General features: G+C 37.5%; 21 protein-coding genes. 4 read left to right on the plus strand and 17 right to left on the minus strand.

Going from position 1 to position 24,746, the window contains the following annotated elements; translation table 11 throughout:
* Positions 1-15: 15 nt before the first annotated feature.
* The 9 genes from ccpA to MHH51_RS15965 form a co-directional block, all read right to left on the minus strand.
* Positions 16-1,011, minus strand: coding sequence for a catabolite control protein A (ccpA, locus tag MHH51_RS15925; RefSeq protein ID WP_156985962.1), 996 nt, complete (start codon positions 1,009-1,011; stop codon positions 16-18).
* 695 nt (positions 1,012-1,706) lie between these two features.
* Positions 1,707-2,783 carry a bifunctional 3-deoxy-7-phosphoheptulonate synthase/chorismate mutase gene (locus MHH51_RS15930; RefSeq protein ID WP_147210959.1) on the minus strand — a complete coding sequence of 359 codons (1,077 nt, stop codon included), beginning with the start codon at positions 2,781-2,783 and terminating at the stop codon, positions 1,707-1,709.
* A gap of 295 nt (positions 2,784-3,078) precedes the next feature.
* The gene (locus tag MHH51_RS15935) at positions 3,079-3,675 is read right to left on the minus strand and encodes a YtxH domain-containing protein (protein ID WP_147210958.1); all 597 of its coding nucleotides are present in this window, start codon (positions 3,673-3,675) and stop codon (positions 3,079-3,081) included.
* Between the two features lie 19 nt (positions 3,676-3,694).
* Entirely contained in the window at positions 3,695-4,108 is a 414-nt protein-coding gene (locus MHH51_RS15940) for a DUF948 domain-containing protein (protein WP_147210957.1), read from the minus strand.
* A 516-nt stretch (positions 4,109-4,624) separates the two neighbouring features.
* A complete protein-coding gene (murC, locus tag MHH51_RS15945) occupies positions 4,625-5,920 on the minus strand; it encodes a UDP-N-acetylmuramate--L-alanine ligase (protein WP_147210956.1) in 1,296 nt (431 codons plus the stop codon).
* Between the two features lie 382 nt (positions 5,921-6,302).
* Positions 6,303-8,861 (minus strand): DNA translocase FtsK, encoded by a 2,559-nt coding sequence (locus MHH51_RS15950; protein ID WP_339282484.1) that lies wholly within the window; start codon positions 8,859-8,861, stop codon positions 6,303-6,305.
* Between the two features lie 132 nt (positions 8,862-8,993).
* Positions 8,994-9,599, minus strand: coding sequence for a YtpR family tRNA-binding protein (gene ytpR, locus MHH51_RS15955; RefSeq protein ID WP_147210955.1), 606 nt, complete (start codon positions 9,597-9,599; stop codon positions 8,994-8,996).
* Positions 9,600-9,610: 11 nt separating this feature from the next.
* The gene (locus MHH51_RS15960; protein WP_147210954.1) at positions 9,611-10,420 is read right to left on the minus strand and encodes a DUF1444 domain-containing protein; all 810 of its coding nucleotides are present in this window, start codon (positions 10,418-10,420) and stop codon (positions 9,611-9,613) included.
* A 315-nt stretch (positions 10,421-10,735) separates the two neighbouring features.
* Positions 10,736-11,059: a thioredoxin family protein gene (locus MHH51_RS15965; RefSeq protein WP_147211075.1), complete on the minus strand. Its 324-nt coding sequence runs from the start codon at positions 11,057-11,059 to the stop codon at positions 10,736-10,738.
* Between the two features lie 270 nt (positions 11,060-11,329).
* Here MHH51_RS15965 and MHH51_RS15970 point away from each other — a divergent pair, with 270 nt between their 5' ends.
* The gene (locus MHH51_RS15970) at positions 11,330-11,770 is read left to right on the plus strand and encodes a YtoQ family protein (RefSeq protein WP_339282485.1); all 441 of its coding nucleotides are present in this window, start codon (positions 11,330-11,332) and stop codon (positions 11,768-11,770) included.
* 56 nt (positions 11,771-11,826) lie between these two features.
* On the opposite strand, the gene MHH51_RS15975 is transcribed toward MHH51_RS15970, so the two are convergent.
* Both MHH51_RS15975 and MHH51_RS15980 read right to left on the minus strand, forming a co-directional pair.
* On the minus strand, positions 11,827-12,336 hold the full coding sequence (locus tag MHH51_RS15975) for a DUF84 family protein (RefSeq protein ID WP_339282486.1): 510 nt from the start codon (positions 12,334-12,336) through the stop codon (positions 11,827-11,829).
* A 4-nt stretch (positions 12,337-12,340) separates the two neighbouring features.
* The gene (locus MHH51_RS15980) at positions 12,341-13,405 is read right to left on the minus strand and encodes a M42 family metallopeptidase (protein ID WP_339282487.1); all 1,065 of its coding nucleotides are present in this window, start codon (positions 13,403-13,405) and stop codon (positions 12,341-12,343) included.
* A 183-nt stretch (positions 13,406-13,588) separates the two neighbouring features.
* On the opposite strand from MHH51_RS15980, the gene MHH51_RS15985 reads away from it, so the two are divergent.
* Positions 13,589-13,903: a PepSY domain-containing protein gene (locus tag MHH51_RS15985; RefSeq protein WP_147210950.1), complete on the plus strand. Its 315-nt coding sequence runs from the start codon at positions 13,589-13,591 to the stop codon at positions 13,901-13,903.
* 67 nt (positions 13,904-13,970) lie between these two features.
* On the opposite strand, the gene MHH51_RS15990 is transcribed toward MHH51_RS15985, so the two are convergent.
* Entirely contained in the window at positions 13,971-14,828 is an 858-nt protein-coding gene (locus tag MHH51_RS15990; RefSeq protein WP_339282488.1) for an MBL fold metallo-hydrolase, read from the minus strand.
* A gap of 331 nt (positions 14,829-15,159) precedes the next feature.
* On the opposite strand from MHH51_RS15990, the gene MHH51_RS15995 reads away from it, so the two are divergent.
* Entirely contained in the window at positions 15,160-15,342 is a 183-nt protein-coding gene (locus tag MHH51_RS15995) for a hypothetical protein (protein ID WP_147210948.1), read from the plus strand.
* Positions 15,339-16,808 carry a sodium:solute symporter family protein gene (locus tag MHH51_RS16000; protein WP_339282489.1) on the plus strand — a complete coding sequence of 490 codons (1,470 nt, stop codon included), beginning with the start codon at positions 15,339-15,341 and terminating at the stop codon, positions 16,806-16,808. Before MHH51_RS15995 ends, MHH51_RS16000 begins: the two co-directional genes overlap by 4 nt.
* Positions 16,809-16,854: 46 nt before the next feature.
* Here MHH51_RS16000 and MHH51_RS16005 read toward each other — a convergent pair whose 3' ends face one another.
* The 5 genes from MHH51_RS16005 to MHH51_RS16025 all read right to left on the minus strand — a co-directional run bounded on the left by MHH51_RS16005 (position 16,855) and on the right by MHH51_RS16025 (position 24,734).
* Positions 16,855-17,043 (minus strand): hypothetical protein, encoded by a 189-nt coding sequence (locus MHH51_RS16005; RefSeq protein ID WP_339282490.1) that lies wholly within the window; start codon positions 17,041-17,043, stop codon positions 16,855-16,857.
* Between the two features lie 222 nt (positions 17,044-17,265).
* Positions 17,266-18,321: an aromatic acid exporter family protein gene (locus MHH51_RS16010; RefSeq protein ID WP_156985961.1), complete on the minus strand. Its 1,056-nt coding sequence runs from the start codon at positions 18,319-18,321 to the stop codon at positions 17,266-17,268.
* Between the two features lie 279 nt (positions 18,322-18,600).
* Positions 18,601-19,986, minus strand: coding sequence for an NAD-dependent succinate-semialdehyde dehydrogenase (locus tag MHH51_RS16015; RefSeq protein ID WP_339282491.1), 1,386 nt, complete (start codon positions 19,984-19,986; stop codon positions 18,601-18,603).
* Between the two features lie 193 nt (positions 19,987-20,179).
* Positions 20,180-21,346 carry a hydroxymethylglutaryl-CoA synthase gene (locus tag MHH51_RS16020; RefSeq protein WP_147210943.1) on the minus strand — a complete coding sequence of 389 codons (1,167 nt, stop codon included), beginning with the start codon at positions 21,344-21,346 and terminating at the stop codon, positions 20,180-20,182.
* Positions 21,347-21,647: 301 nt separating this feature from the next.
* Positions 21,648-24,734 (minus strand): SMC family ATPase, encoded by a 3,087-nt coding sequence (locus MHH51_RS16025; RefSeq protein WP_339282492.1) that lies wholly within the window; start codon positions 24,732-24,734, stop codon positions 21,648-21,650.
* Between the last annotated feature and the right edge of the window lie 12 nt (positions 24,735-24,746).

Genomic DNA, 24,746 nt, shown 5'->3' on the forward strand with positions numbered 1-24,746 from the left:
CTTTTTAAGAATACTTTATTTCGTAGAATCTCTAAACTCCATACGATGCGGCAATACAACGTTCTTCTCTTCTACTTCTTCATCATTCATATACTTTGTCAGAAGCCGCATACCAACTGCACCAATATCATACGTTGGCTGAACAACTGTTGTCAGCTTCGGACGAACCATACTTGCCAAGCGGATATTATCAAATCCAAATACCTCAATATCTTCAGGTACATTCAGTCCATTATCCTGTGCACCGTGAATAACGCCTAAAGCAATCTCATCATACATAACAAATACAGACGCCGGACGGTTCTCTAATTTTAAAAAGTGCTCCATTGCTTCTATACCAGTAGAATAAGCATAAGAACCTTTATAAATGTAATCTTCATTTGGCTCCATACCAGACTCTTTCAATGCACGCAAATATCCATTTGTTTTTAATGTATTCACACTTGTATCTGCCTGGCTCCCTACTAAAGCGGGCAGCTGGTTTGTTTTCTCAATCAATGATTTAGTAGCTTCATATGCAGCCAGCTCATAATCAATATTAACAGAAGGGATGGTATCTGTCGGATCATACGTAGAAGCAAGTACAACCGGAACAGAGCTTGTCTGGAACTGATGAATATGCTCTTCTGTTATATTTCCGCCCATAAATAGAATACCATCTACCTGTTTTTCGAGCATCGTATTGATTAATTCTATTTCCTTGTCCTTGTTTTGATCAGAGCTGCTTAAAATAATATTATATTTATACATCGTTGCAATATCCTCTATTCCGCGAGCGAGCTCTGAAAAGAAAATATTAGATATATCAGGAATAATAGCACCGATTGTTGTTGTTTTCTTACTTGCCAGTCCACGAGCAACTGCATTGGGACGATATCCTAATTGTTCAATAGTTGCTAATACTTTCTTTCTTGTTGTTGGTTTTACATTTGGATTTCCATTGACAACCCGTGATACAGTTGCCATTGAAACATTTGCCTCTCTTGCTACATCATAAATTGTAACAGTCATATTTATCTACCTCCTAAAATTCAATTTAAACAAGAACTAATGCTGCATCTAATTATATATCATACGCTACCATGAAAAAAATTACAAAGTTTTCATGAAAACAAAATGAAAATTTTCATAAATACACTTAAGTAAGTGTCCAAAAAGTATCCAAATTAGAAGCAAGAAAGTCACGTCAACGTAGAAATTCGCCGCTTATCATTTGGGTACTTTTTGGATATCCTCTTAGTATAACATACCTTATTATTATTATATCCAAACCTGTACCTTTGAAAACCTTTTACATTATTTATAGATATACTCTTTTCTTGCATTAGAAAAACTAAGAAAATCATTTGGTCTTTAAAATACTGATGTTCTTGCCGTGGAGATGTCCGCTACGGGAAGTCGCTTTCCACGGGCCACGCCTCAGCCTCCTCGAAAGAAGACCACTTTCCGCGGGGTCTTCACCTGTTGCTTTTCCCGCAGGAGTCGACAACATCCGCTCCCATCTTTGAAGAAATATGTTTCATTTGCTTTCTTTCAAAGAAATGAAGATAATTCTAGCGACGCTTTTTGATGGGGCTTAAGATTACTCGCCCCATGAAAACCGTTGGAACGGCTATCCTCAGCATTTTATACTTTCTTACGCTTTAAAAAAACTACCTCAAAAATTATACCATTAATTTTTGAGGTAGTCTTTATAATAGTCTTTATTATTTTTTCAAACGATTTTCAACATCTTTAATTTCTTTAAAGAATTGATCAAAAGTAGGGATATCCATTTGCTGTGCCGAATCAGATAACGCAACTGCAGGGTCTGGATGAACCTCGGCCATAACACCATCTGCTCCAACAGCAATCGCTGCTTTTGCTGTAGGCAATAATAAATCTCTTCTGCCTGTTGAGTGGGTTACATCAACGAAAACAGGTAAATGTGTTTCTTGTTTTAAAATAGGTACCGCAGAAATATCTAATGTATTACGTGTTGCTTTTTCGTATGTACGAATTCCGCGTTCACATAGCATAATATTTCTGTTTCCTCTGGACATGATGTACTCTGCCGCATTGATGAATTCTTGAATTGTTGCTGATAATCCGCGTTTTAATAGTACAGGCTTGCCAGCATCTCCTGCAGCCTTCAATAATTCAAAGTTTTGCATGTTTCTTGCCCCAATTTGTACAACATCAATATAATCTACTGCTTTTTCTAAATCAGCAGGATTTACAATTTCACTAATAACAGCTAAATCATACTCATCTGCTACTTTTTTCAGAATCTCTAACCCTTCTATTCCAAGTCCTTGGAAATCATATGGAGAGGTTCTAGGTTTAAACGCTCCGCCACGAAGCAATTTTAATCCTTTTTCTTTCACGGAAGCAGCTACTGCAGCTACCTGCTCATATCCTTCTACTGCACAAGGACCAAATACATAACTGATTCCACCGGCTCCAACTTGTTCACCCTTCAGATCAACCACTGTATTTTCAGCCTGTTTTTTTCTGGATACTAAGAGTGCTTTGCTGTTATCTTCTTCCTGAAGCTCAAGACTAGCTTTAAAGATTTCTTTAAAAATATGTTCAAGGGTCGAATCTTGAAAAGGACCACTATTATTATTTTTAATTTTATCTAGCATTTCACGCTCACGCACTGGATCAAAGCGTTTAATACTCTGCTTGGTTTTTAAATCACCAATCTCTTGATTAATACTTGCTCTCTTGTTAATCAATTCTAGTATTTCCAGATTAACCTTGTCCATTTGCTGTCTTAACTGCTCCATTTCATTACTCATTTTACACTCTCCTCAAATCTCTTAATCATTTAGAATAATTAGAGACCATTATAGCTAAGTTTTTTCTATTTGTCACCACTTAATTAATGTAAAATTTTAATTCTTAAAGAAAATCGGAAAAAAGAAGCTTCTTTTTTGGATATGCCTGGAAATAAGATATTGAACGTTTCTGCTTTTAAGGGTATAAATACTGTATGTTTTCCTTGTGGAAACGATTAAGCTGTACTATTGTACCTGGAAAATTTATTCAAAAAAACATTGATGAGTATTTTCCTCATCAATGTTTCTTTAAGTATTATGATTTTTTATTTACTTCTTTTTTCACTTCATTGGCTGCCTGCTTTGTTTCTTTTTTTACTTCTGCTGTTTTTTTAGAAACTGTTTCTTCAGCTTCTGCTTTTTTATCTGCAGCCTCTTTTTTTACATCTTCTATTTTATCTGATATTTCTTCTTTTAAGTCAGATGCTTTATCTTTTGCATCGTCCAGTTTGTCTCCAGCAGTATCTTTTAAATCTTCTGCTTTATCCTGAGCATCACTTAGTTTGTCTTCTACAGCACCTTTTAAATCAGCTGTTTTCTGTTTTACGTTTTCTGTAATTTCCTGAGATTTACTCGCAACTGTTTTTGATAAGTCTGAAGTTACATCCACAGCTTTTTTTGTTAAATCAGAAGTTGCCGAGTATGCTTTGTCTTTTAATTCTGATCCTTTTTCTTGAGCTGTTCCTGCTAATTCAGTGGCACGATTTTTCACCTGAATTGCTCCATCATTAATATCCCCGCGCAGTTCTTTCCCTGATTTCGGTGCAAGTAATAATGCGGTAGCAGCCCCTACAAAGCTCCCTACAAGTGTACCAATAATAAAATCCTTCGTGTTAATTTGATTATCTGCCATCTTTATAACCTCCTGAGATTTAATTAGAATTCGTCTTGCGCTTATTCCAATACTCAAAAATCGAAGCGCCCCATTTAACTGCCTGAGCAGCTTTTTCCTGATCCTCTTTTGAGTGCTTAGAAATAATATTGGATAATTGCTGTAATGACTTATTAAAGTCCTCTACTGTATCACCTATTCCCTTTGCTCCCTGAATTAAACCATCAAGTTGAGAAGATTTTTGAGTTAAATCATCTACAAGTCCTTTAGATTTCTCAACAACCTCTGTTGCTTCTCCGGCAACTCCCTGCACTTGATGATTAATCTTACCTAAGGTGTTACGAACTTCGTCCATCGTTTTTTTAGTGTTAACTAATAAAATGACCATATAGACCATTAAAATGAGCAAGGCAACTATGGCAATCGCCAGTGCACTATAGAGGATAACTTCCATTATACTATCACTCCTTTGTTCCTTATTCGTCTGTGCCGATTAAAAGCTTTATAAGGGATAATATGTACTTCTTAAAAAGGTTGTCCGAGCAGCCAGATATAATGCAGCAAACAGTACACGTTCCCTGTTTATACCCGTTCTACGGAAAAGCACAATTATTTACCTCTTTAAAGTATGCATGATGGATGCAGAATCATTTCTCAGAAGCAGCTCTGCTTCAGCCAAACCACATTTCATGCCAGTTCAATCTGTGCCATAATTTATTCTTACCCTGCTTTTTCAAAGAATAAACTACATTTCCTCTTAAAAAGATTTAATCCTTATTTCTATTGTATCTTATTTTTCTGTTTAAATACAACATCAACCTTATTTAATAGCTGAGGTTAAATAAATATTATATGCTTTTAAGGCAGATTTCTATTTCCTAATTGAGATACTATATACTCGATATTACCTCCTCATAAATTAACTTTGCATAATAAAAAAGCAGTGAACTCAGAGTTCACTGCTTTTTTATTATGCAAATGTTTTTTCGTAGGATTTCTGGAATTTTTGGATATCTCCAGCACCCATAAAAATTAACACGCTGTCTTTATATTCTTGTAGTACCTCTGTATGTTCTAAATTTAAAATATCACTCTCAGGAATAAGATTTTGTAAGTCTTCAATGGTTAATTGACCGGATTGTTCACGCGCCGATCCAAAAATATCACATAGATATACTTTATCCGCCTGATTCAGACTATCTGCAAACTCTTGCAGGAATGTTTTTGTCCGCGTAAATGTATGCGGCTGGAATATAGCAACCACTTGCTTTTGGGGATATTTTTTCCGCGCTGTTTCAATTGTTACCGCAATCTCTTTAGGATGATGCGCATAATCATCCACTACAACCTGAGAACCAATTTCCTTCTCCGTAAAACGGCGCTTTACCCCTTTAAATGTACTTATTTCTTTCATACATTCTACCGGCAAGCCTTCATAATGGCATATTGCTATGACTGCAAGTGAATTTAAAACAGTATGGTTACCAAATGTAGGAATAAAGAAATGTTCATAGTAGGTGCTTCGAACAAACACATCAAATTCCGTACCATGCTCTGTCTCTACAACATTTTTTGCCTGGAAATCATTTGTTTCATTAAATCCATAATAAATAATTGGTACTTTTGTGTGTATACCCTGCAGCTCTTCATCATCACCACAGGCAACAATTCCTTTTTTCACGCGGTCAGCCATTGATTGGAAAGCATCTACAACATCATCTAAGCTTGTAAAATAGTCTGGATGATCAAAATCAATATTTGTCATAATCGCATAATCCGGCTCATATCTTAAAAAGTGTCTGCGGTATTCACATGCTTCAAAGGCAAAATATTTACTATCAACATGTCCACGTCCTGTCCCATCTCCAATTAAATAAGAAATAGGATAAGCACTCTCTAAAACATGCGATAGTAAACCTGTAGTTGTTGTTTTCCCATGTGCACCCGTAACAGCAATACTTGTGTATTGTTTTAACCATTCTCCTAAAAATTCATGATACCAATAAAATTTGCAGCCTTGCTCTTTTGCTTCTTTAATTTCAACATGATCCTCCGGAAAAGCATTTCCAGCAATAATTGTGTAATCTGATTTAATATTATCCTTTGAGAAAGAAAAGATAGGGATATTTTTTTCTTCTAAAGAGACCTGTGTAAAGATACGATTATCAATATCTGATCCTTGTACCTTCTCACCTGAATCATGAAGGATTTGCGCTAATGCGCTCATCCCTGTACCTTTTATACCTATAAAATGGTAAGTTGTCATAAAACGAACCTCCAACGTTTTTTCATCTATTCATTTTCATGTCATTTTGTCTATAATTATTAGCATTTTTTTCCATGGTGTGGGTAACCGCTATCCCATTCAATGGATTATAACAAATAAATTACTTATTTTAAAGCAAAATTTTTTATTTCAAAGCTTTTGAAAGCAAATGTAAGAATACTGACCGTTCTTATAAAGAAAAAAACTATTTCTGCATAACTGAATGCCTATATCTCATTCTATACAGATAATGTATCAGATGTGCTTTTGCCTCAAAATTTCTTCCCTTCTTAAAAAGCTCCCTTTATATTTTAGTAACTTTCTAGAATTATAGCAACTTTTTTCGCTCACTTTTTTCTTGCATCAAGAAAGAAGAGACAGCTTACATACTGTCTCTCTGTGTTTTTGTAATTAAAATCTCCCGCGCACGGCTTCCATTTTGACCAGAAATAATTCCTCTTTGTTCTAATGAGTCAATTAATCTTGCTGCACGGTTATAGCCTATTTTAAAATGCCTTTGCAAGGAGGACGTGCTTGCACTATTCTGTTGTAATACAAAGTCGATAGCAGCATCTAAGAGGTCATCTTCCTCTTCATCTATCTGTATTTGTTCTAACAGCTCTTCCTGTTCAAACAGATACTGTGGTTCAGCCATTGATTTTGCATAATTTGCAACACGTTCTATTTCCTCATCGGACACAAACGGGCCCTGTAAACGAACACTTTTACCAGCTCCATTTTCTACAAGAAGCATATCTCCTTTTCCAAGTAATTTTTCTGCACCACTGGAATCAATAATGGTTCGTGAATCTACTTGAGAAGATACACTGAATGCAATTCTTGTAGGTATATTTGCTTTAATCAGACCTGTAATAACATCTACTGATGGACGCTGTGTTGCAAGCAGAAGATGAATACCGCAAGCTCTTGCTTTTTGAGCAATTCTGCTGATTGCATCTTCGACATCCTGTGGAGACATCATCATTAAATCTGCCAGCTCGTCTATGACAATAACAATATACGGCATTTTTTTATCCGTTCTTCCTTCACGCATCATTTTTTGATTGTATCTGCCAATATCTCTTACTCCTTCATTGACAAAACGGTCATAACGATCCTCCATTTCTGCTACAGCCCATTTAAGACTTTGTGTAGCAGCTTTTACATCTGTAATAACAGGCGAAACAAGATGAGGTATACCATTATATGGAGCCAGCTCAACCATTTTCGGGTCAATCAAAAGAATCCTTACATCCTCATGACTGGCATTGTATATTAAGCTCACTAGAATTGTATTGATACAGACACTTTTACCGGAACCGGTAGCTCCTGCAATCAAACCATGCGGCATCTTATTAATATCAATTACTTTGGGCATCCCTTCAATCGTGAGACCTAGGGCTACACTCAACGGAGACCGGCTGTCTTTAAAATCATCTGATTCAATAATACGCTGGATCCCTACCATTTCAGGATGCAGATTAGGAACCTCAATACCTACAGTGTTTTTTCCCGGTATAGGTGCTTCGATACGAATATCCTTCGCAGACATATTTAATTTTAAATCATCTGCCAAATTTTTTATTTTACTAACCTTCACACCCATCTCCGGCTGCACCTCAAAGCGTGTTACAGCTGGTCCCTGCGTTGCTTTCACTACCTTCGCCTTTACCTGGAAATGCTTCAATGTTTCTTCCAGCAGATTTTGCTGCTCTTCAAGCCATTCCTCATCCTCTTCTGTGGATTTAACAGGAGGATCATTTAATAAATGTAAAGGAACATCTCTCGTTTTTTGCTCAAGAGGCGTAGCAGTAATTGTATTAGAAGGTACTGTGTTTTCAACATGTGCTTTGTTGATTTTTTCTTCTGCTTTACGCAGCTCCCCTTCCCGCTTTTGATGTGCTTCCTGCAATCGCTGAAATGTTTCCTCACGTTTTTTCTGTTCATGTAAATTCTTTTTATCCCGCGGAGTCATCATTACATTAAAAGCCGTTGCAGTATTGGTTCGCTTACTATAATCAGGTGTTTGGTTACCGGCTGTTGTATGAATTGGATTTCTTTTTTGAGATTGAGCATCCTTTTCCTGTATGGAAGTTTTTTCCTGATCAGCTGTTTCTTTTATTTCTTTATCCTCTTCAGTACTGACTTCCTGCTCTTCTTCTTTTATTTGCTCTAATTCTGTATCCTCTGCTGAACTATCCTTCTGGAAGCTGTTTGATTTACTTTCTTCCTTCAATAAATCAGTTTGTTCTTCCTCAGAATGATATATTGCATTATTTGATGACAGCAGTATCCCCTGCTCTTCCGCCAGTGCTTCAGAATGGACAGCTGTATCTTCTATAGCAGCGGCTGCTTCATAATCTGTTTGATAGTTCGTTTCTTTTCTTTGATAAGCAGGCACTTCATGAAGTAATTTAGACTCTCTTGACTGAAAACCGTAAATTGGGGATGGAACCTCAGTCGGCTGAAAAGGAACATCCGGATTTTTCTTATAAACTTTTCTGCCCGTTTTATTTTCTTCCTGCAATTTATTACGTGTATGCAGCGAAGGTTCTTTTCTTCTTTGATTTGGCAATGTACGGAGATTCTTTGAGTTTTTATCTGAAATGGTTTCTTTTCTTTGCCTGTTCTCTTTGTTCTCTCTATTTTCTCTGCTCTCTCTGATTTGCCTTCTTTCTCTTCTTTCCTGTACAATTTCTTGATTTCTTCTTTTGTAGCTTGGTTGTTTGTCAATTGGCTGTTCTTTCTTTTGATCAACAGTATCAGGAATTACCGGAAACTTAAATGTTCGTCCGGAAGGATAATGGTATGTCATTTTTGTCTGGATATTTGGTTGTTTTTCAAAGTCTTCCACTTCAACCTCAATTAATTCTTCTACTTCCACTTCTTTTGTAAATATGTTTTTGAGCCGTTCTTTCCATTGCTCCCACCACATATGCATTCACTCATTTCCTTAATTGTTCATACTGTTTATTTTAGCAGTTTTTTACGGGTATTTACATTATTCCTGCGATAAAGTTCAGCTTTGATCTACCTGTTAAAAAATCCCCTGCCGGCACAAGGGATTTGTAAGTTAAAATGTAAATTCTTCACCAATTTGATAAGCATCGTCTAGTACGTAAATACCTTTTTCCTGCGGTGCATTTGGTAAGCCCAGTTCTTTTTGCGAACAAACCATTCCATTGGAAGGTACGCCTCTTAATTCAGATGCTTTTATTTTCATACCGCTTGGCATTGTCGCACCTACTTTGGCTACCACAACCTTTTGGCCTTCATCAATATTAGGGGCACCACAAACGATTTGTAAGGTTTCTTCTCCAACATCAATTTGACATACACTTAATTTATCCGCATTTTCATGAGCCAGTTTTGACTTAACAAATCCTACTACAAATTTCGGACGCAAATCAAATTCAAGGGGGTCATCTATACCTTTTTGCTGGAAAAGTGTACGAATTTCTGCTAAAAAATCCTCTGTTAAAGGAATGGCACCCTTTTTTTCATCTAAATTAAAATATGTGGAAGCTTGAAAGATATTATATCCAAGCACTTCCCCCTCTATTGAAGTTATTTTTGTAATATCATCATTTGTTTCTTTCTTCCATTCGTATCGGTTTCCTTCTTTAATAGGGAGAATCAATACATCTCCGATTCCCTGGCGGTTATAAAAAACATCCATCACATTCACTCCTAATTTTTCTCAGGTCTATTTTTCGCCAATATAAATACTGGCTCTAATTTTTTATTTTCATAAACAAATGGCAAAGAAGTAATCGGAATTCTTCCATCTGCAAAAAACTTCATGGTCATCTGTGCTAAAATATCATAACCTGTTTTATTTTGAATGTCACCTAAAATAAGAACATCCTGATGTGGTACAGCAACGGTTAATTCCCCTTTTGCATTCGCAAGCATTTCTTCTAAGAATGCTTCATTTAAAATGCGGCTGGCATCGTAACCGTCCTGTGTTGCGAGAAAATAGAAATCATTTCCTGCTACCTGGTCCACTTTGGGCTGATAAGATAGAGAACGAATATTAAAAGCCGCTATTTCATCCAGCCTTTCCTTAGTCCATTCTTCTTCCCCTAATAATTCTTCATCAATAAGGCGGTAAGATTTTCCTAAATCAAGTGCATAGAAAACCCTTGTTTCCGCAGTGTGATCCTTAAAAATAAGCTTTTTTCCTGCCTTTGTTTTCGTTGGGAAAGAAGGAGAACGCAGCACTGGAAAAATCTGCTTCTCCATTCCTTTTAAATGCTGTGTCTGATTCATGATTTTCAGCGCTTCGTGAACATGCTCCACAATTTCATCGACAGCTTCCATACCCCGCTCATTGTATTTAGCAATTAAGTTAGGCAGGGAAACCGTCATTCCTTCTTTTGATTCTTTCCACTCAATTCGCACTGCATCATCATCACGCTTGTACACAATTCGATAATCGGGATTTTTCAATTCATCCTCCAGCAGATGCTTCATCTTGATGCTGGTCATTTTTGCCATAAAAATGCCTCCTTGTTTATTTAGAAAGCCCCTCTAAAAGTGCATGTTCAAAAAGTCCGATAAATAGGGCCAAGAAGTTCAAGGCGACGAATTTTTTCCGGACGGACTTTCACAGGACGTGATGACTTCTGTGTTGTCCACAACAGAAGTTCCTCTATGCCTAACAATACGTGAGTAACGCTTTTGGTGGGACGAGTAATCGCAGTCCCATCGGAAAAAATTCGTCAACGTACTTCCGCAGGATGCGGTGGCTTCTGCATTGCCCACATGACGTAGGCGTTCTTAGTAGAAGTTCCTTTTATCGCCGTGTCATTTTTATTGGGCTTTTTGAACATCCTCTAAAAAGGATTCAATTTCTTCTTTCGTTTTTCGATCCTTACTAACAAACCGGCCAAGCTCTGCTCCTTTTTCAAACACAAGAAAGCTTGGAATGCCATAAATATCATACTCCTGGCACAGTTCAATAAAATTGTCCCGGTTCACCTCAATAAATTCAAATTGCGAATATGCTTCTTCTATTTCAGGCAATACCGGTTCAATCACACGGCAATCCGGACACCAGCCTGCAGTAAATAAAAAGACAACAGGTCCTTCCTGAATATACGCATTAAATTCTTCTGTATTTTGTAATTCTTTCATTTTAAACACCCTTTCTCTTTCTCTATAATAGCTTGCTGCCCATTTTCTTTCAATCAAGTTACCTTGTTTCATCTTTCCCTGAAGAAAATCTGTTTAGCAATCGTTCCAGGTTATACTATGCTAGTTACATTAATTATCATAGGTTGTTATTTTTTCTTTTACACAAATAACATTTTCACAAAAAAGCCTTTTGTCACAAGTAATCAAATAACTTAACAAGATTTAAAAAAACATTTACTATAAAGATAACATTGATTGGGAGGGATTGGAATGAATTTAACTGTTTATCTGGCTGGACAAATTCATGATAATTGGAGAGAAGAGGTTAAAAAGCTTGCCGAGGAAAAAAAGCTTCCTTTAACATTTGTTTCCCCACAAACAAATCATGATCGTTCTGATGATATTGGTGAGGCAATTTTAGGAAAACAGCCTGGTAATTTTTATCGCGATGATGCTGCTTCAAGTGTTAATAATTTCCGAACACAGGTTTTAATGCAGAAATCAGATCTGGTTATTGTGTTATTCGGAGAAGAGTATAAGCAATGGAATACTGCCATGGATGCAAGCACTGCTATAGCTTTAGGAAAACCAACGATTATTATTCGCCCAGAGAAATTAATTCATCCTTTAAAAGAGCTGTCAAATAAAGCAAATATTACCGTAGAATCTGTAGAGCAGGCTTTAGATGTTATTGCGTATATCTACGAATAAGTAAATTTTGGTGATTAACAAAAAACAGGCCTTCGGGCCTGTTTTTTTATTGTTAACTATTTATTTGCAAAATCAAGCTGTCCTTTAAGAAGCTGTACAACATGTGTAAACATATCTTCTCTTGACACAAGGTTATTTGTAAAAATACCAATCGCACCTTCATGACTGCGGACATTTTCTTTTTTTGTATATGCGTCCATCACAACACTTAATTCACCAGCTGTTTTAAGTTCTTTTTCAATTTCTTTTGGAAGAGCTATTCTTGCTCCACTGGCTGTAAACAGTTCTCCGTCTGCTGTAGCCAATGCTCCCCAGTTACAGAGAAATAATGTATCATCTACATACATTACTCCTCCTTCTAAACCGATTCCTATTGAACCAGCCTCGCCTGATATGCACCCCTTCGCACGATTAATCGCACCAATCCGTGTTTCTTCATCTGAAAAAGGCTGAACAGAAACATTCGATGGAATTTCCAGTGAGTTCACCTCAAAATTAGAAAAGACATTTCTTACAGCCTCTACTTTTGTCGGATTCTTCGAGCCTATAATAACAGTTTGCTGCATTTTGTCAGCTCTGCTTTAACCCGGAAACAACTGTCTCATCAGTTGTTTTAACAAGTTTAACAATTAATTCTTTCGCGGCCGCATAATCATCTACATGAATAATGGATGCTGATGTATGAATATATCTTGAGCAGATTCCGACAACTGCTGAAGGGACTCCATCACCAGATAAATGGACACGACCAGCGTCAGTACCGCCTGGAGAAATAAAATATTGATAAGGAATATTATTCGATTCTGCTGTGTCGAGTACAAACTCTCGCATACCTTTATGCGTAATCATCGTACGGTCATAGATACGCAATAAAGCTCCTTCTCCTAATTGTCCAAATGCTTTCTTATCTCCGGATGCATCATTTGCCGGCGAAGCATCTAAAGCATAAAAAATATCAGGCTTTATCATATTAGCTGCCACTTGAGCTCCACGTAAACCTACTTCTTCCTGTACAGTTGCACCAGAATAAAGCTGGTTTGAAAGGGTTTCTCCCTGCAGTTCTTTTAAAAGCTCAATGGCTAAGCCGCAGCCATAACGATTATCCCAAGCTTTCGCCAGGATTTTCTTCTTGTTAGCCATTGGTTCAAATGGCGTAATCGGAACAATAGTATCTCCTGGTCGGACACCGATATGTGCTACATCCTCTTTATCATCCGCTCCGATATCAATTAACATATTTTTTATCTCCATCGGCTTGCCACGTTGTGCATCTGTCAGTAAATGCGGTGGAATAGACCCGATAACTCCAATAACCGGCCCTTTTTTTGTCATCACCTGGACACGCTGGGCCAGCATAACCTGACTCCACCAGCCCCCCAATGTCTGGAAGCGGAGCATTCCGTTATCCGTAATCTGTGTCACCATAAAGCCGACCTCATCCATATGCCCTGCTACCATCACTTTAGGCCCTTTACCATTTTTCACGCCAAATACTCCACCTAAATTATCCTGAATAATTTCATCGGAGTATTTTTCCAGTTCTTGTTTCATAAAATTACGAACGGCATGCTCATTACCTGGTGCGCCCTGTAATTCTGTTAAAGTCTTAAACAATGTAAGCGTTTCTTTATTCATTAAAAAGCCTCCTAAGTATATTACTGCATCGACTAAAAAACTGTATTAACACTACTGCAAGTATACTCGAAAAAGTGAAACTCTTTCCAGTATTTATGTTCAATTGTTTGTATTTCTCCGTCAAATTACGATATACTACACATATAGCAGACATTGAATCTTACTAAAACAGAGGTGAATAAATTGAGCAAAAAGAAGGTATTACTTGCAGCAGCAATCGGTATTGCTATCGGATATATTGCACGTGAACAAGTAAGTAATCAAACAAAAATCACTCCAGAAAAAGCATTAAATCATGCAAAAGAAATGTTTAAACGTAATGGACCTATCAGCGGCTCCTGGATTTACATGAAACCGGAAGAATTAGAAAGAAACGGTCTGCTTTACGATGTGTACCGCGGTGGAGTAACCAGAAATATTGATGGTGCTAACAAACAATTTGATTTCTACGTAGACATAGAAACCGGCGCAGTTATAGATACAGAAGCAGCCGTTTAATACAATGCTTATTCAGGGCAGCTTTCTCTTTTAGAGATTGCTGCTCCTTTTATTTTCACTCTACCGTTTATTTATAAGCGTAGCGCATACGCTTTATTTGATCTATTATTTCTCCTGTTTCATTAAACTTAATTGCCCTGAAATACGCATCATGATAAAAAGTAAACCATGCATTCTCTTTATAGCCCTGATCCATCCAGTATTCTTTTTGTAATACGGATTGGACAGGGTAATCATCATATGCAAGAACCCAGAGCTTATTTTGATGTGCATGCGTCGGCATAATATCTGCCATATGTAAAAAGCTCTCCTTATCATCTTGGAACCGAATAATAGCGTGTCCATCACTATGACCGCCGGTATGGACCATCGTTAATCCTGATAAAATTTCCACTTCATCTGTAAAGGTACAAATTTGTTCACTAATCGGCTTCCAATTTTCCTCCCAATACGTATTTACCGACCGGATATTAGGGTGCCGCATCTCATCCCACTCCACCTGAGAAACATAAATTTTTGCTTTTTTAAACACAGATTCATATTTTTCTTCATCAGTAAGCTTTGTTAAACCATTCGCGTGATCATAATGAAGATGTGTCATTAATACGATCTCAATGTCATCAACAGTAAGACCCAAATCCAGTAAAGATGCTTCTAATTTCGTTTCTTCCAACACCCCAAAATTTCTTTTCTGTTTCTCAGATAATTTATTCCATCCAATTCCTGAATCAATCAGCAAATAAGAGCCATCCAGCTCCATTAAAATAGGATCTGTACGCAGCTCGATTTGATTTTTTTCGTTATTTGGATATTTTCTCTCCCATAACGCCTTTGGCACCACACCAAACATAGATCCGCCATCCAGATGTGTTACGCCCCCGTTCAGCCAAGTGAGCTTCGCTCTGCCAACCTGTAAAGTTTCCATCTTAATCCTCCTTTTTTCTTCTAAGTTTATCTGATAAATCAACATCTCGCAAACGCTGTCATAAGAATCAAAATGTATGGTTTAAACACATATAACTAATCCCCTATTCTTTGGCTAAAGCTTTCCTTATCCCTTTACCAGAAGTCAGGTTTTAGCTGTTTTTTCATTTAAGCGTTGTTTACTTTCACCATTCGGAAAATCGCAGTTTAAAATTATATTTTCACATTCACAAAAAAATGTGGCAAATTTATGAACTATCTGCTATGATTGTTAATGAATTCACATTCTTTTCCTTGTGAATTGAATCACATATATAAATGGAGGTATTAACATGAAGGAAAAAAGCTTAGCGATTATTATTGGAATTATTGTTCTTGCTGCTTTTATTATTCCATTTACACTTCTTAAAGACGTTGAAAAATGGTATGGAAGCTTTCTTTTTTGGTTGATATTAACTTTAATTGTAATCGCATGCAATACAATACTGACAAAAGATTGGGGCAATGAGGAATGAATGTGTCGCTTATTTGGTGGGGATTAGGAATTTATATTGCTGTATCTGTTTTTATCGCTTTTTTATCACGGACCGGCAAACAGACTAATATGGGAGCTTATTTCCTGGGAGACCGAAAAATGGGAGGTTTTGTTTCTGCATTAAGCTATAGTGCTACTACATACAGTGCATTTATGCTGGTCGGATTAGCAGGACTCACCTATCGTGGCGGTATCGGTGCACTGGGCTTCGAATTAATTTATTTAATGGGTGTATCGTTAATCGCATTTTTTGGTCCCCGTTTTTGGATTGTGGGCAAAAAATATGGATATATTACACCTTCTGAAATGATTGGTGATCGTTATCAAAGTAAAGCTGTGGCCATTGCAATTGCTATTAGTAACTGTCTTTTTCTCATCCCATATAGCGCCGTCCAGCTGGCTGGTGTAGGATATTTACTACAGGGGGTATCAAACCAGCAAATCTCTTTCAGTAGCGGGGTAATTATCGCTGTCATTTTAGCAATTATATTTGCTTATATAGCCGGAATGCGCTCCGTTGCCTGGACAGATTCTCTGCAATCGCTATTTATGATTATCGGATCCACTTTGGTTGTCCTCTTTTTAATTCATGAGTTAGGCGGTTTCGCAGGATTCTTTCAGCAGCTGGAAACTAATCATCCTGAAATGCTGACAGTGCCTGGTAATGGCTATTTTAGTTTTTTAACATTTATTGGATTAACCATACCATGGTTTTTCTTTAGTATTTCCAATCCGCAAGTCAGTCAACGTCTGTTTATGCCCGCTTCTTTAAAAAGCATGCGGCATATGCTGTTAGGATTTATGATATTTGGATTGATTTATACCTTTGTATCCATATTCTGGGGTTACTCCGCTTTCTTACTGGAGCCAGGCCTGGATAATCCTGATTTAGCAACACCTGTTGTACTGTCCTCATCGGCAATACCGCCTGTTTTGGCTGTTATTGTAATGGTAGGTATTATTGCCGCTGCAGTCTCAACCATTGATTCTATACTGCTTACATTATCATCTATGTTTGCAAAAGACGTATATGGAAATATTCGCAAGGATACCACAGATCGCGTGCAGCTTAAGATTGGAAAATTTATTATTCCTGTTATTGCCTTGCTGGCTTATTTATTCGCAGAACTGCAGTTAGATTTGATCGCAGTATTATCCGTTGCTTCCTCTGCCGGCTTAATCGTTGTTGTTCCGGCTATTATCGGCGCATTCTTTTGGAAAAGAGGAACAGCTGCTGCTGTATTAGCGAGTACCATCATCCCCGGTACCCTTGTTCTGATTTTAGAGCTGCTGCAGGCAAAACCGTTCGGACTAGCTTCTGGCCTATGGGGGCTTATTCTATCAACATTACTGTTCATCTTTGTTAGTTTATTCACAAATGCTCCAACACAAAAGGCGAATGAATTTATTGATTATATAAAGGAAAACCTTCAAAATAAAAAATAATAAAATCCATAAAAAATCGTGTAGATAGAGTTACCTACACGATTTTTTATGTTAATGAAGAAAGCATTTGATGCTGCTGCTTTTTAACAATTTTCATTTGTTCTTCTATTTGCATCCGCAGATCTTCCGGGATATGCTCCTGTTTGCTTTGCTGTAAAGTCTGGTAGGTTTCCTCATACCGTTCATACATATAATAAAGATTTTCTAGTTCATGACGAGATAAAAAACGTACCAAATTGATACTCCCCCTTCTATATATAGTATTACTACTATATACAAAATAGGAGATAACTATACCCATTTTCCTGGTATTGACAAGCAAAAATTTACCGCAGATAAACTTTTTTATAGAGGAAGAACAAAAGCTCTTGCGAAATGAATTTTCGTTTTATGTTTCCTTAAACATAAAACGAAGGAGACTGCGATATCACAATCTCCTTCGTCTCATATCTATGCTTTATATCTTGCCATCTGCATGTAATCCTTTTTTACGGACATATTTTTCCAACTTATCCAGTTCATAAAAAAGTTCCACGATACTATTCGCAACAGGAAAAACATAATGCCATTTTTCATAGTCTGTACCCTGCAATGCATCAATTAAATTATTAATCGTTACACCCATCGCCTGTTTTGTCTCTTTTTGTAAATCTCGGTCCAAGACGATGCGGTCTTCATACATAAGGAAGACATTTTCACTATAGTTATTGATTTCACTGACCAATTTTTTAATCAAGAAGGATTTACCGGCTGCCATTTGTTCAATTTCCTTTAAATTTTTCTCCAGCTCTACAATCAGTGTATGCTTTTTCCGCAATACCTGTATCATTTGCTTATAGATCACAATATTCCGGAAAAACGATCTTCGTTTTCGAATAAATAATCTATTTTTTTCATCTGTAATAATATCAAAATAGTCTCTTATTTTATTTATTTGCTTCTCCACTTTTCTTTCTTCATCACGAATTTGCGGTACACTCATTGTATTGCTCGGAATAACCCGCAGAAGAAAATGAGAGCTCTCACTGGCTTCCTTAATCATCTGAAACAGAATCTTTTGATGGTTTGGGGGATTTACAAATACATTAACAATAAAAGCAGAAAGCACCCCAATGGCTACCAGAGATACACGGGATAAAATATACACAAAATTAATATGATCTCCGTGACTTGCTACCATCATACTGACAATGGTTAAAACCGTTAAATTAATTGTTTTGGTCAAGCCCAGCTTGATATTAATTGCAATTGATAAAATAACAACTGCCCCGACTGAAATAGGGTGACTGCCGAGTAAAAACACCCCTAAGATGGCGAGCGTTGCTCCGACAGAATTTCCAATAACTACTTCTTTAATATAATTAAATGAGCGCATAATAGACGGCTGCATTGCTATAACAGATGCAATCGCTGCGATAACAGCATATTCCATATCAAAAAAGCTTGTAATTAATAATGTTAATGTTACTGCCAGCCCTGTCTTTAACATCCTGGGGCCAATATTAAATTCCATTCACCTGCACCTCTCTAGAAGTAGTATACAGCTTTCCTTCAAACGTGTCACGGAAATAAAACACCGTTTTTTCTTGTGAATTTGAAAGTAAAATGATTCAAATACATTTACCTTCTATTTCATTTGATAAGCTTTATCAGACTGAATTCCGGCTTCTGAAGCCAAAGATTCAGTCTGTAAAGGATACTTGCCTGCACTTAGATATTTTTCAGGAATTAGAAATAATATATAGTTATTTTCAATTACAAGCATTTTACTGCATACATTTTCAGATGCGGATTATAGCTGAATGGACAGATATTTTACCTCAACATATTCATCAATTCCGTGGTGACCGCCTTCCCGGCCGAGTCCGCTCTCTTTAAATCCTCCAAATGGAGCTTGTGCTGTTGAAGGTCCTCCATCGTTAATACCCACAATGCCATACTCTAATTGCTCGCCAACCTCAATTGCTGTAGTAAGGTTTTCCGTGAATAAATATGCTGCTAATCCATAAGGAGTATTGTTAGCACGTGCAATAACCTCCTCCTTGGAGTCGAACGTGGTGATCGGAGCCAAAGGGCCAAAGGTTTCTTCCTGCATACACAGCATCTCATCATTTACATTAGTTAATACAGTCGGAGCAAAAAATAAACCTTCATTTGCTTTTTCATCACCTAACAGTTTTTCTGCTCCTTTGTTCAGAGCGTCCTTAATATGCTCCCGCACTTTTTCAACTGCTGACTGATCAATTAAAGGACCAATTTCTACTCCTTCTTCTAATCCATTCCCTACTTTAAGCTGTGCTGCTTTTTCTGCAAAAGCCTTTGCAAACTCCCGCTCAATAGACTCATGAACATAAATTCTATTTGCACAGACACAGGTTTGCCCCGCATTACGATATTTAGAAGCAATTGCTCCATCTACTGCTTTTTCAATGTCTGCATCCTCCATAACAATCAACGGAGCAAGGCCGCCAAGCTCCAGAGAAATCTTTTTCACAGTATCAGCAGATTTTCGCATTAATAATTTCCCTACCTCTGTCGAGCCTGTAAATGATATTTTCCGAACACGCGTATCCTCCATCCAGGCATCACTAATTTCACTGGAGCTTCCTGTTACAATTTGAAGCACGCCCTCTGGAATTCCTGCCTCTATCGCAAGCTCGCGCAGACGAATAGCTGTTAAAGGTGTGGCGCTTGCCGGTTTTACAACTGCCGTACAGCCGGCTGCCAATGCCGGTGCAACCTTGCGGGTAATCATTGCGGCTGGAAAATTCCATGGTGTAATCGCTGCAATGACACCAACAGGCTGACGGGTGACAACAATTCTCTTATCTCTCGCTGTTGCAGGAATTGTTTCGCCATAGAGCCTTTTTCCCTCTTCTGCGTACCAGGCAATAAAGCTGTTGGCATATTGAATTTCTCCGGCTGCTTCCTTTACAGGTTTTCCTTGTTCCATTGTCATGATTTCAGCTAATTCGGATTCATGCTGTTCAATAAGTCTGTGCCATTTATTTAATAAAGCACTTCTTTCATAGACGGATTGTTTCGACCATGCTGGAAAGGCTTCGTATGCTTTATCAACAGCTTGCTCAGCCTCCTTTTCCCCACCTTTTAAGACCGTATCCACTACCTCACCTGTTGCCGGATTCGTTACTTCAATAACTTCTTTACTTTTTGTCATTAGAATACCCTCCAACTTTCATGATATGCTTCACTCTACCCCAATTATACATCTTGAAATCATCAATTCCACCTATTTGAATGAATATAAAATGAATATAAGCTGATAAAAATACGTTTCCTTCACATTCACTTTTTATTTTTCAACAAAAAAACTCCCTGACAAAAGTTATTGCCCGGGAGATTTTATATTCCTATTTAGCTGCATAGCTGCGAATGTGATCTTTTACACCGGCTAAACAGATTTTTGCCGGATCTTCATCAATATTCAGCTGTTTCTCACTGCCATCTGTTGGAAGTGATTCTTCAAATACTTTCTCATATGCTGCTACAGAAATACATTTTCTATTTGCAAACATTGCTTGGTGCTCTGCTGTCTGCAGATGCTTTTTATAGTCCGGCTGCAGTTTTCCGGAGAAGAATTCACCGACAGCTCCAGAACCGTAGCTGTATAAACCGATCGTATCTCCTTCTTTTAACTCATCCTGATTTTCTAATAATGAAATCAAACTGAGGTAAAGAGAGCCTGTGTAGATATTGCCTACATTACGATTATATTTCGTACTGATTTGATAATTATTTTTTAACCTTTCCTGTACTTCCTCAGGTGCATCCTCAATCACTGTACGCAGTGCTTTCCAGCCCATTTTTGTATATGGTAAATGAAAAGCTATTGCAGCAAAATCCTCTAAGCTTCTACCAGTTTGCTCCTGGTAGTCTTTCCATACTTTTTGGAAGAAAGCAATATATTGTTCATTGGAGTATTTCCCATCCACATACGCTGTTGTGGAATATACCGGTCTCCAAAAATCCATAATATCCTCTGTATAATATGTGCTTTCACTTTCCAGATCCAGTAATCTTGGAGATGCACTTACTAAAATAGCCACTGCACCAGCGCCTTGCGTCGATTCACCAGGGGTATTCAACCCGTAACGTGCAATATCAGAAGCTAATACAAGAACTTTTTTATCCGGGTGAAGCGCAATATGCCCTTTTGCCATTTGAATTCCCGCAGTTGCACCGTAGCAAGCCTGCTTCAGCTCCACCGAGCGTGCCCTTGGATTCAAACCTAATAATTGATGTATATAAACAGCAGCTGATTTGGAATGATCTACTCCAGACTCTGTTCCAAAAATAACCAAATCTATTTTCTCTTTATCTTCATCATCTAAAATCTGTTCCGCTGCATTAGCTGCTAAAGAAACTGGATCTTGTGTCACTGGTGGAACAGCCATTTCATCCTGTCCCAAACCAACGGTAAATTTACCTGGATCAATTCCCCGTTCTTTTGCTAAATCATTCATATCTACATACAGATGCGGTGCATAAAACCCTAGTTTATCGATTCCAATCTTCACTATTATTCCTACCCTTCTCCTTACTAATATGAGGCTGCTTTAAAAAGCTCATATCCTGCGTTTTCAGTAAATCAAAACTTTATATACTTGGTGCAATAAAAATTCTCCCGAGATGTAAAACAATATCATATCGGGAAGAAGCCATTATATTTCCTTGGCAATATATTTCTTAATTATTCAGATGTCAATCCAAAACAATTATTGTCGAAAAATACAATAATTAAATGATAATACAAGGATTGTTTAAATAGCAAACAAAATAGCGTTATTTTATCTTTTAGCAGATTAATCACGGAGCCATTTATTTAACAATTATTTCTGTTTTACTGAATCCTTCTTTTGTTTTATGAACTTCTATCGCTGCCGGAAAAACATCCTTCAGCTCCTGCACATGCGAAATAACACCTATCATTCTTCCGGATTGCTGCAGCTGTATAAGCGCATCAATCGCTTTAAGCAAGGATTCTTCATCCAATGATCCAAAGCCTTCATCAATAAACATTGTCTGAATAACAATATTCCCCTGGAAGCTTTGAATGACATCACTCATACCAAGTGCAAGACAAAGAGAGGCATGGAATTTTTCTCCTCCAGACAATGTTTTTACATCTCTGGTCTGCCCTGTGTATTGATCATAGACATCTAATCCTAGTCCACTTTGTTTTCCACGTGATTCCTGGCGGTCACTTCTCGTCAGATAGAATTGTCCATTGGAAAGATCGTTTAAGCGCAGATTTGCAGCCTCAATAATTTGCTCTAGATACTCCATCTGCAGATACCGTTCAAAAGATATCTTTTTGGGATTTTGTCCCCGCAGAGTATCATATAAATCTGTTATTACCATCCGCTTTTTCTCCACATTTGCAGCTTGAAGATCAAATTCCTGTAACTGGTTTATATAAAATGTCATGTCCTTCTTTTCCTGCTGCAGCTGCTGCAGCTTTTCAAGATTGACTTTTGTTTCTTGCTTCCATTTTTCTAAGACAGTTTCTATCTCCGATACATCTTGTTTTGATTTTCCTTCCAGCTTCTTCTTAAGTTCGGAAATTTGTTTTTCTAATTGATAGCCTTGTTTTTCATAATCAGCAAGCCTTTTTCTCACAGACTCATAAGTAGATTCATCCCACTTTACTTGCTGATATGTCAGCTCTGTAAAATCTGCCTGCTCTAACTTCTCCTGAAAGATTTTCTCTAAGTTGTCTATTTTCTGTTTCCGTTTTATATGATTTTCTCGCAGGTTATGCACGTCAGCCGTCCATTTTGTAAATGCTTCCTGTACGTTTCTATAGTTTTCCTGCACATCTGTCCAGCGCTTTTCCATTTGTTGCTTTTTGGTTCTTAAATTGCTGATTTCAGCTTCCAATTTGGAAAGAATGCGTAAGCTCTCTGGAATCTGGGTGAATTGCTGCTGATAAACCGCCCTCTTACTTTGATAATCAGTTTGAAGCTGACTGACCCGGCTACTTTGTTCATTAACAGCAGTGTCACTTTGCTTTTGTTCCTGACGCGTCCTTGCTAATTCTTTTTTACATTCAGTTAAGCGTGCTTTAGATTGCTCCAGACGACCTTCCTCGCTTTTTTTCTTCTTCCCTTTCTCAACGATTTCCTGATATTTTTGCTCCGGGTTAGAAAATTCCAATTCGTGCTGAGTAAGCTCCTGTTCTAATGCTTGTTTTTCTGATTGATAAGCTTTTATATTTGCAGCAAGTTCCCGCCAAACAGCTTCTTTTTCATCCATCCGTTTTTTTGACTGTTCCAGCTCCTCTTTGGTGACTTCTGCTTCCTTTGTTGCAGCTGGCGATGGGTGCTTTAAGCTGCCACAGACCGGACAAGGCTCACCATCATGCAAATGCACAGCTAATACATGTGCCTGATTAGCAAACCAGGCTTGTTCCAGCCGTTTATAGCCTTCTTTCTCCTTCAGGTAAACAGCTTCTTTATTCTTTAAGGCTGCCTCACCTGTTTGTATTTGCACTACTTTTTCTTTATATTTTTTCATCAGCATTGCCTGCTCGCGGAGCAGTCTTAATTCGTCCCTTACTGCCTCCAGCTTATCTGAATCTTTATCTAACAGTTCTTCTTCTTTTTCCAGGCGGTCGATTTGTTTACTGCGTAACTCATGGCGCTCTTTTAATTTATCTAACTGTGATTCTCCCTGCTTTAATTGGGCATCTAGTTTCTGAATCTCCATTTTTTTTTCTTCTAATTCTTTTACAACAGGCAAAAAGCCTTCCAGACGATTTACTTCTATTGATATTTTATCCCGTTCTCCCGCATTTTCCTGTTCTTTTTTAAAATCAACTTCTGCCTGCTGTTTTTGATTTTCCATTTTTGTCTGTTGTGCTTCCAGCTGCTGCAGCGCTTTGTCACCTTCTTCGAACTCTTTACTTGCTTCTTTCAGCTGATGTTCATATGGAATAATCAACTTTGCCTGCTCTGCCGCAGACACTTCACTTTTTAATCTATCCATTTCTTTAGCTTGTTCTTTCCATGATGTGAAATGATTCTGATGCATCTCCAGTTCAGAAAAATTCTCATTAACCTGTTTTGCATGGAATAATTGATTTTGAACATATTCCTGCTGCTTTGTTGCTTCTTTATAGAAACTGTCCACTTCTTCGATAGTCTGTTTATTCTTTCTCAATTCTAATTCCAGTACCTCAATAATCTGATTTGCATTAACATGCTCTCTGCTTGCCAGTTCATGTATATCAGAATCATCCGCAAGCTCCAAAGAAAAAATTTGCGCACGCAGCTGCTCCATCCGATTTAAAATACGCTGATTTTCTTGCTCTAATTTTGCTTTCTTCTCTTTAAGCAGTTCATTCATATATTTATAATGCTCTGTTTTGAACAAGCGTCTTAATATTTCTTCTTTGTTTTCTGTACCGGAAGTAAGTAATTTACGAAATTCCCCTTGTGGAAGCATTACAATTTGTTTAAATTGATCCGGTGTCAGACCGATAATCTCTTCTACTTTTTGATCAATTTCACTTACCATTTGCCTGTCTACACAGGGAAATTCCCCTTCTTCTCGTATTTCATAAAATTCACATTTATCTCCAGTCTTACTTTTATTCCCTTTCTTAACATGACCAAGCTGACGAAAAATACGATATGTTTTATCCTGTATTTGAAAAACAAGCTCAGCCGATGTATGTATATCTTCATCTGCAAAGTCACTGCGCAGCATGCGTTGATCTTCCCGATCAGATCCACTTGCTTTCCCATATAATGCAAAAGCTATTCCATCAAATAACGTGGTCTTCCCTGCTCCCGTTTTCCCTGAAATCACAAAAAGTGTATTCCCCTGAAGCTCGTCAAAGTCAATGGTTTCTTTTTCTTTATAAGGCCCAAAAGCATTTAATGTTAGTCGTAATGGCTGCATTCTATTTTCACC

It is taken from the genome of Oceanobacillus sp. FSL K6-3682, from assembly GCF_037976165.1.
In the GTDB taxonomy this organism is placed as follows: domain Bacteria; phylum Bacillota; class Bacilli; order Bacillales; family Amphibacillaceae; genus Oceanobacillus; species Oceanobacillus sojae.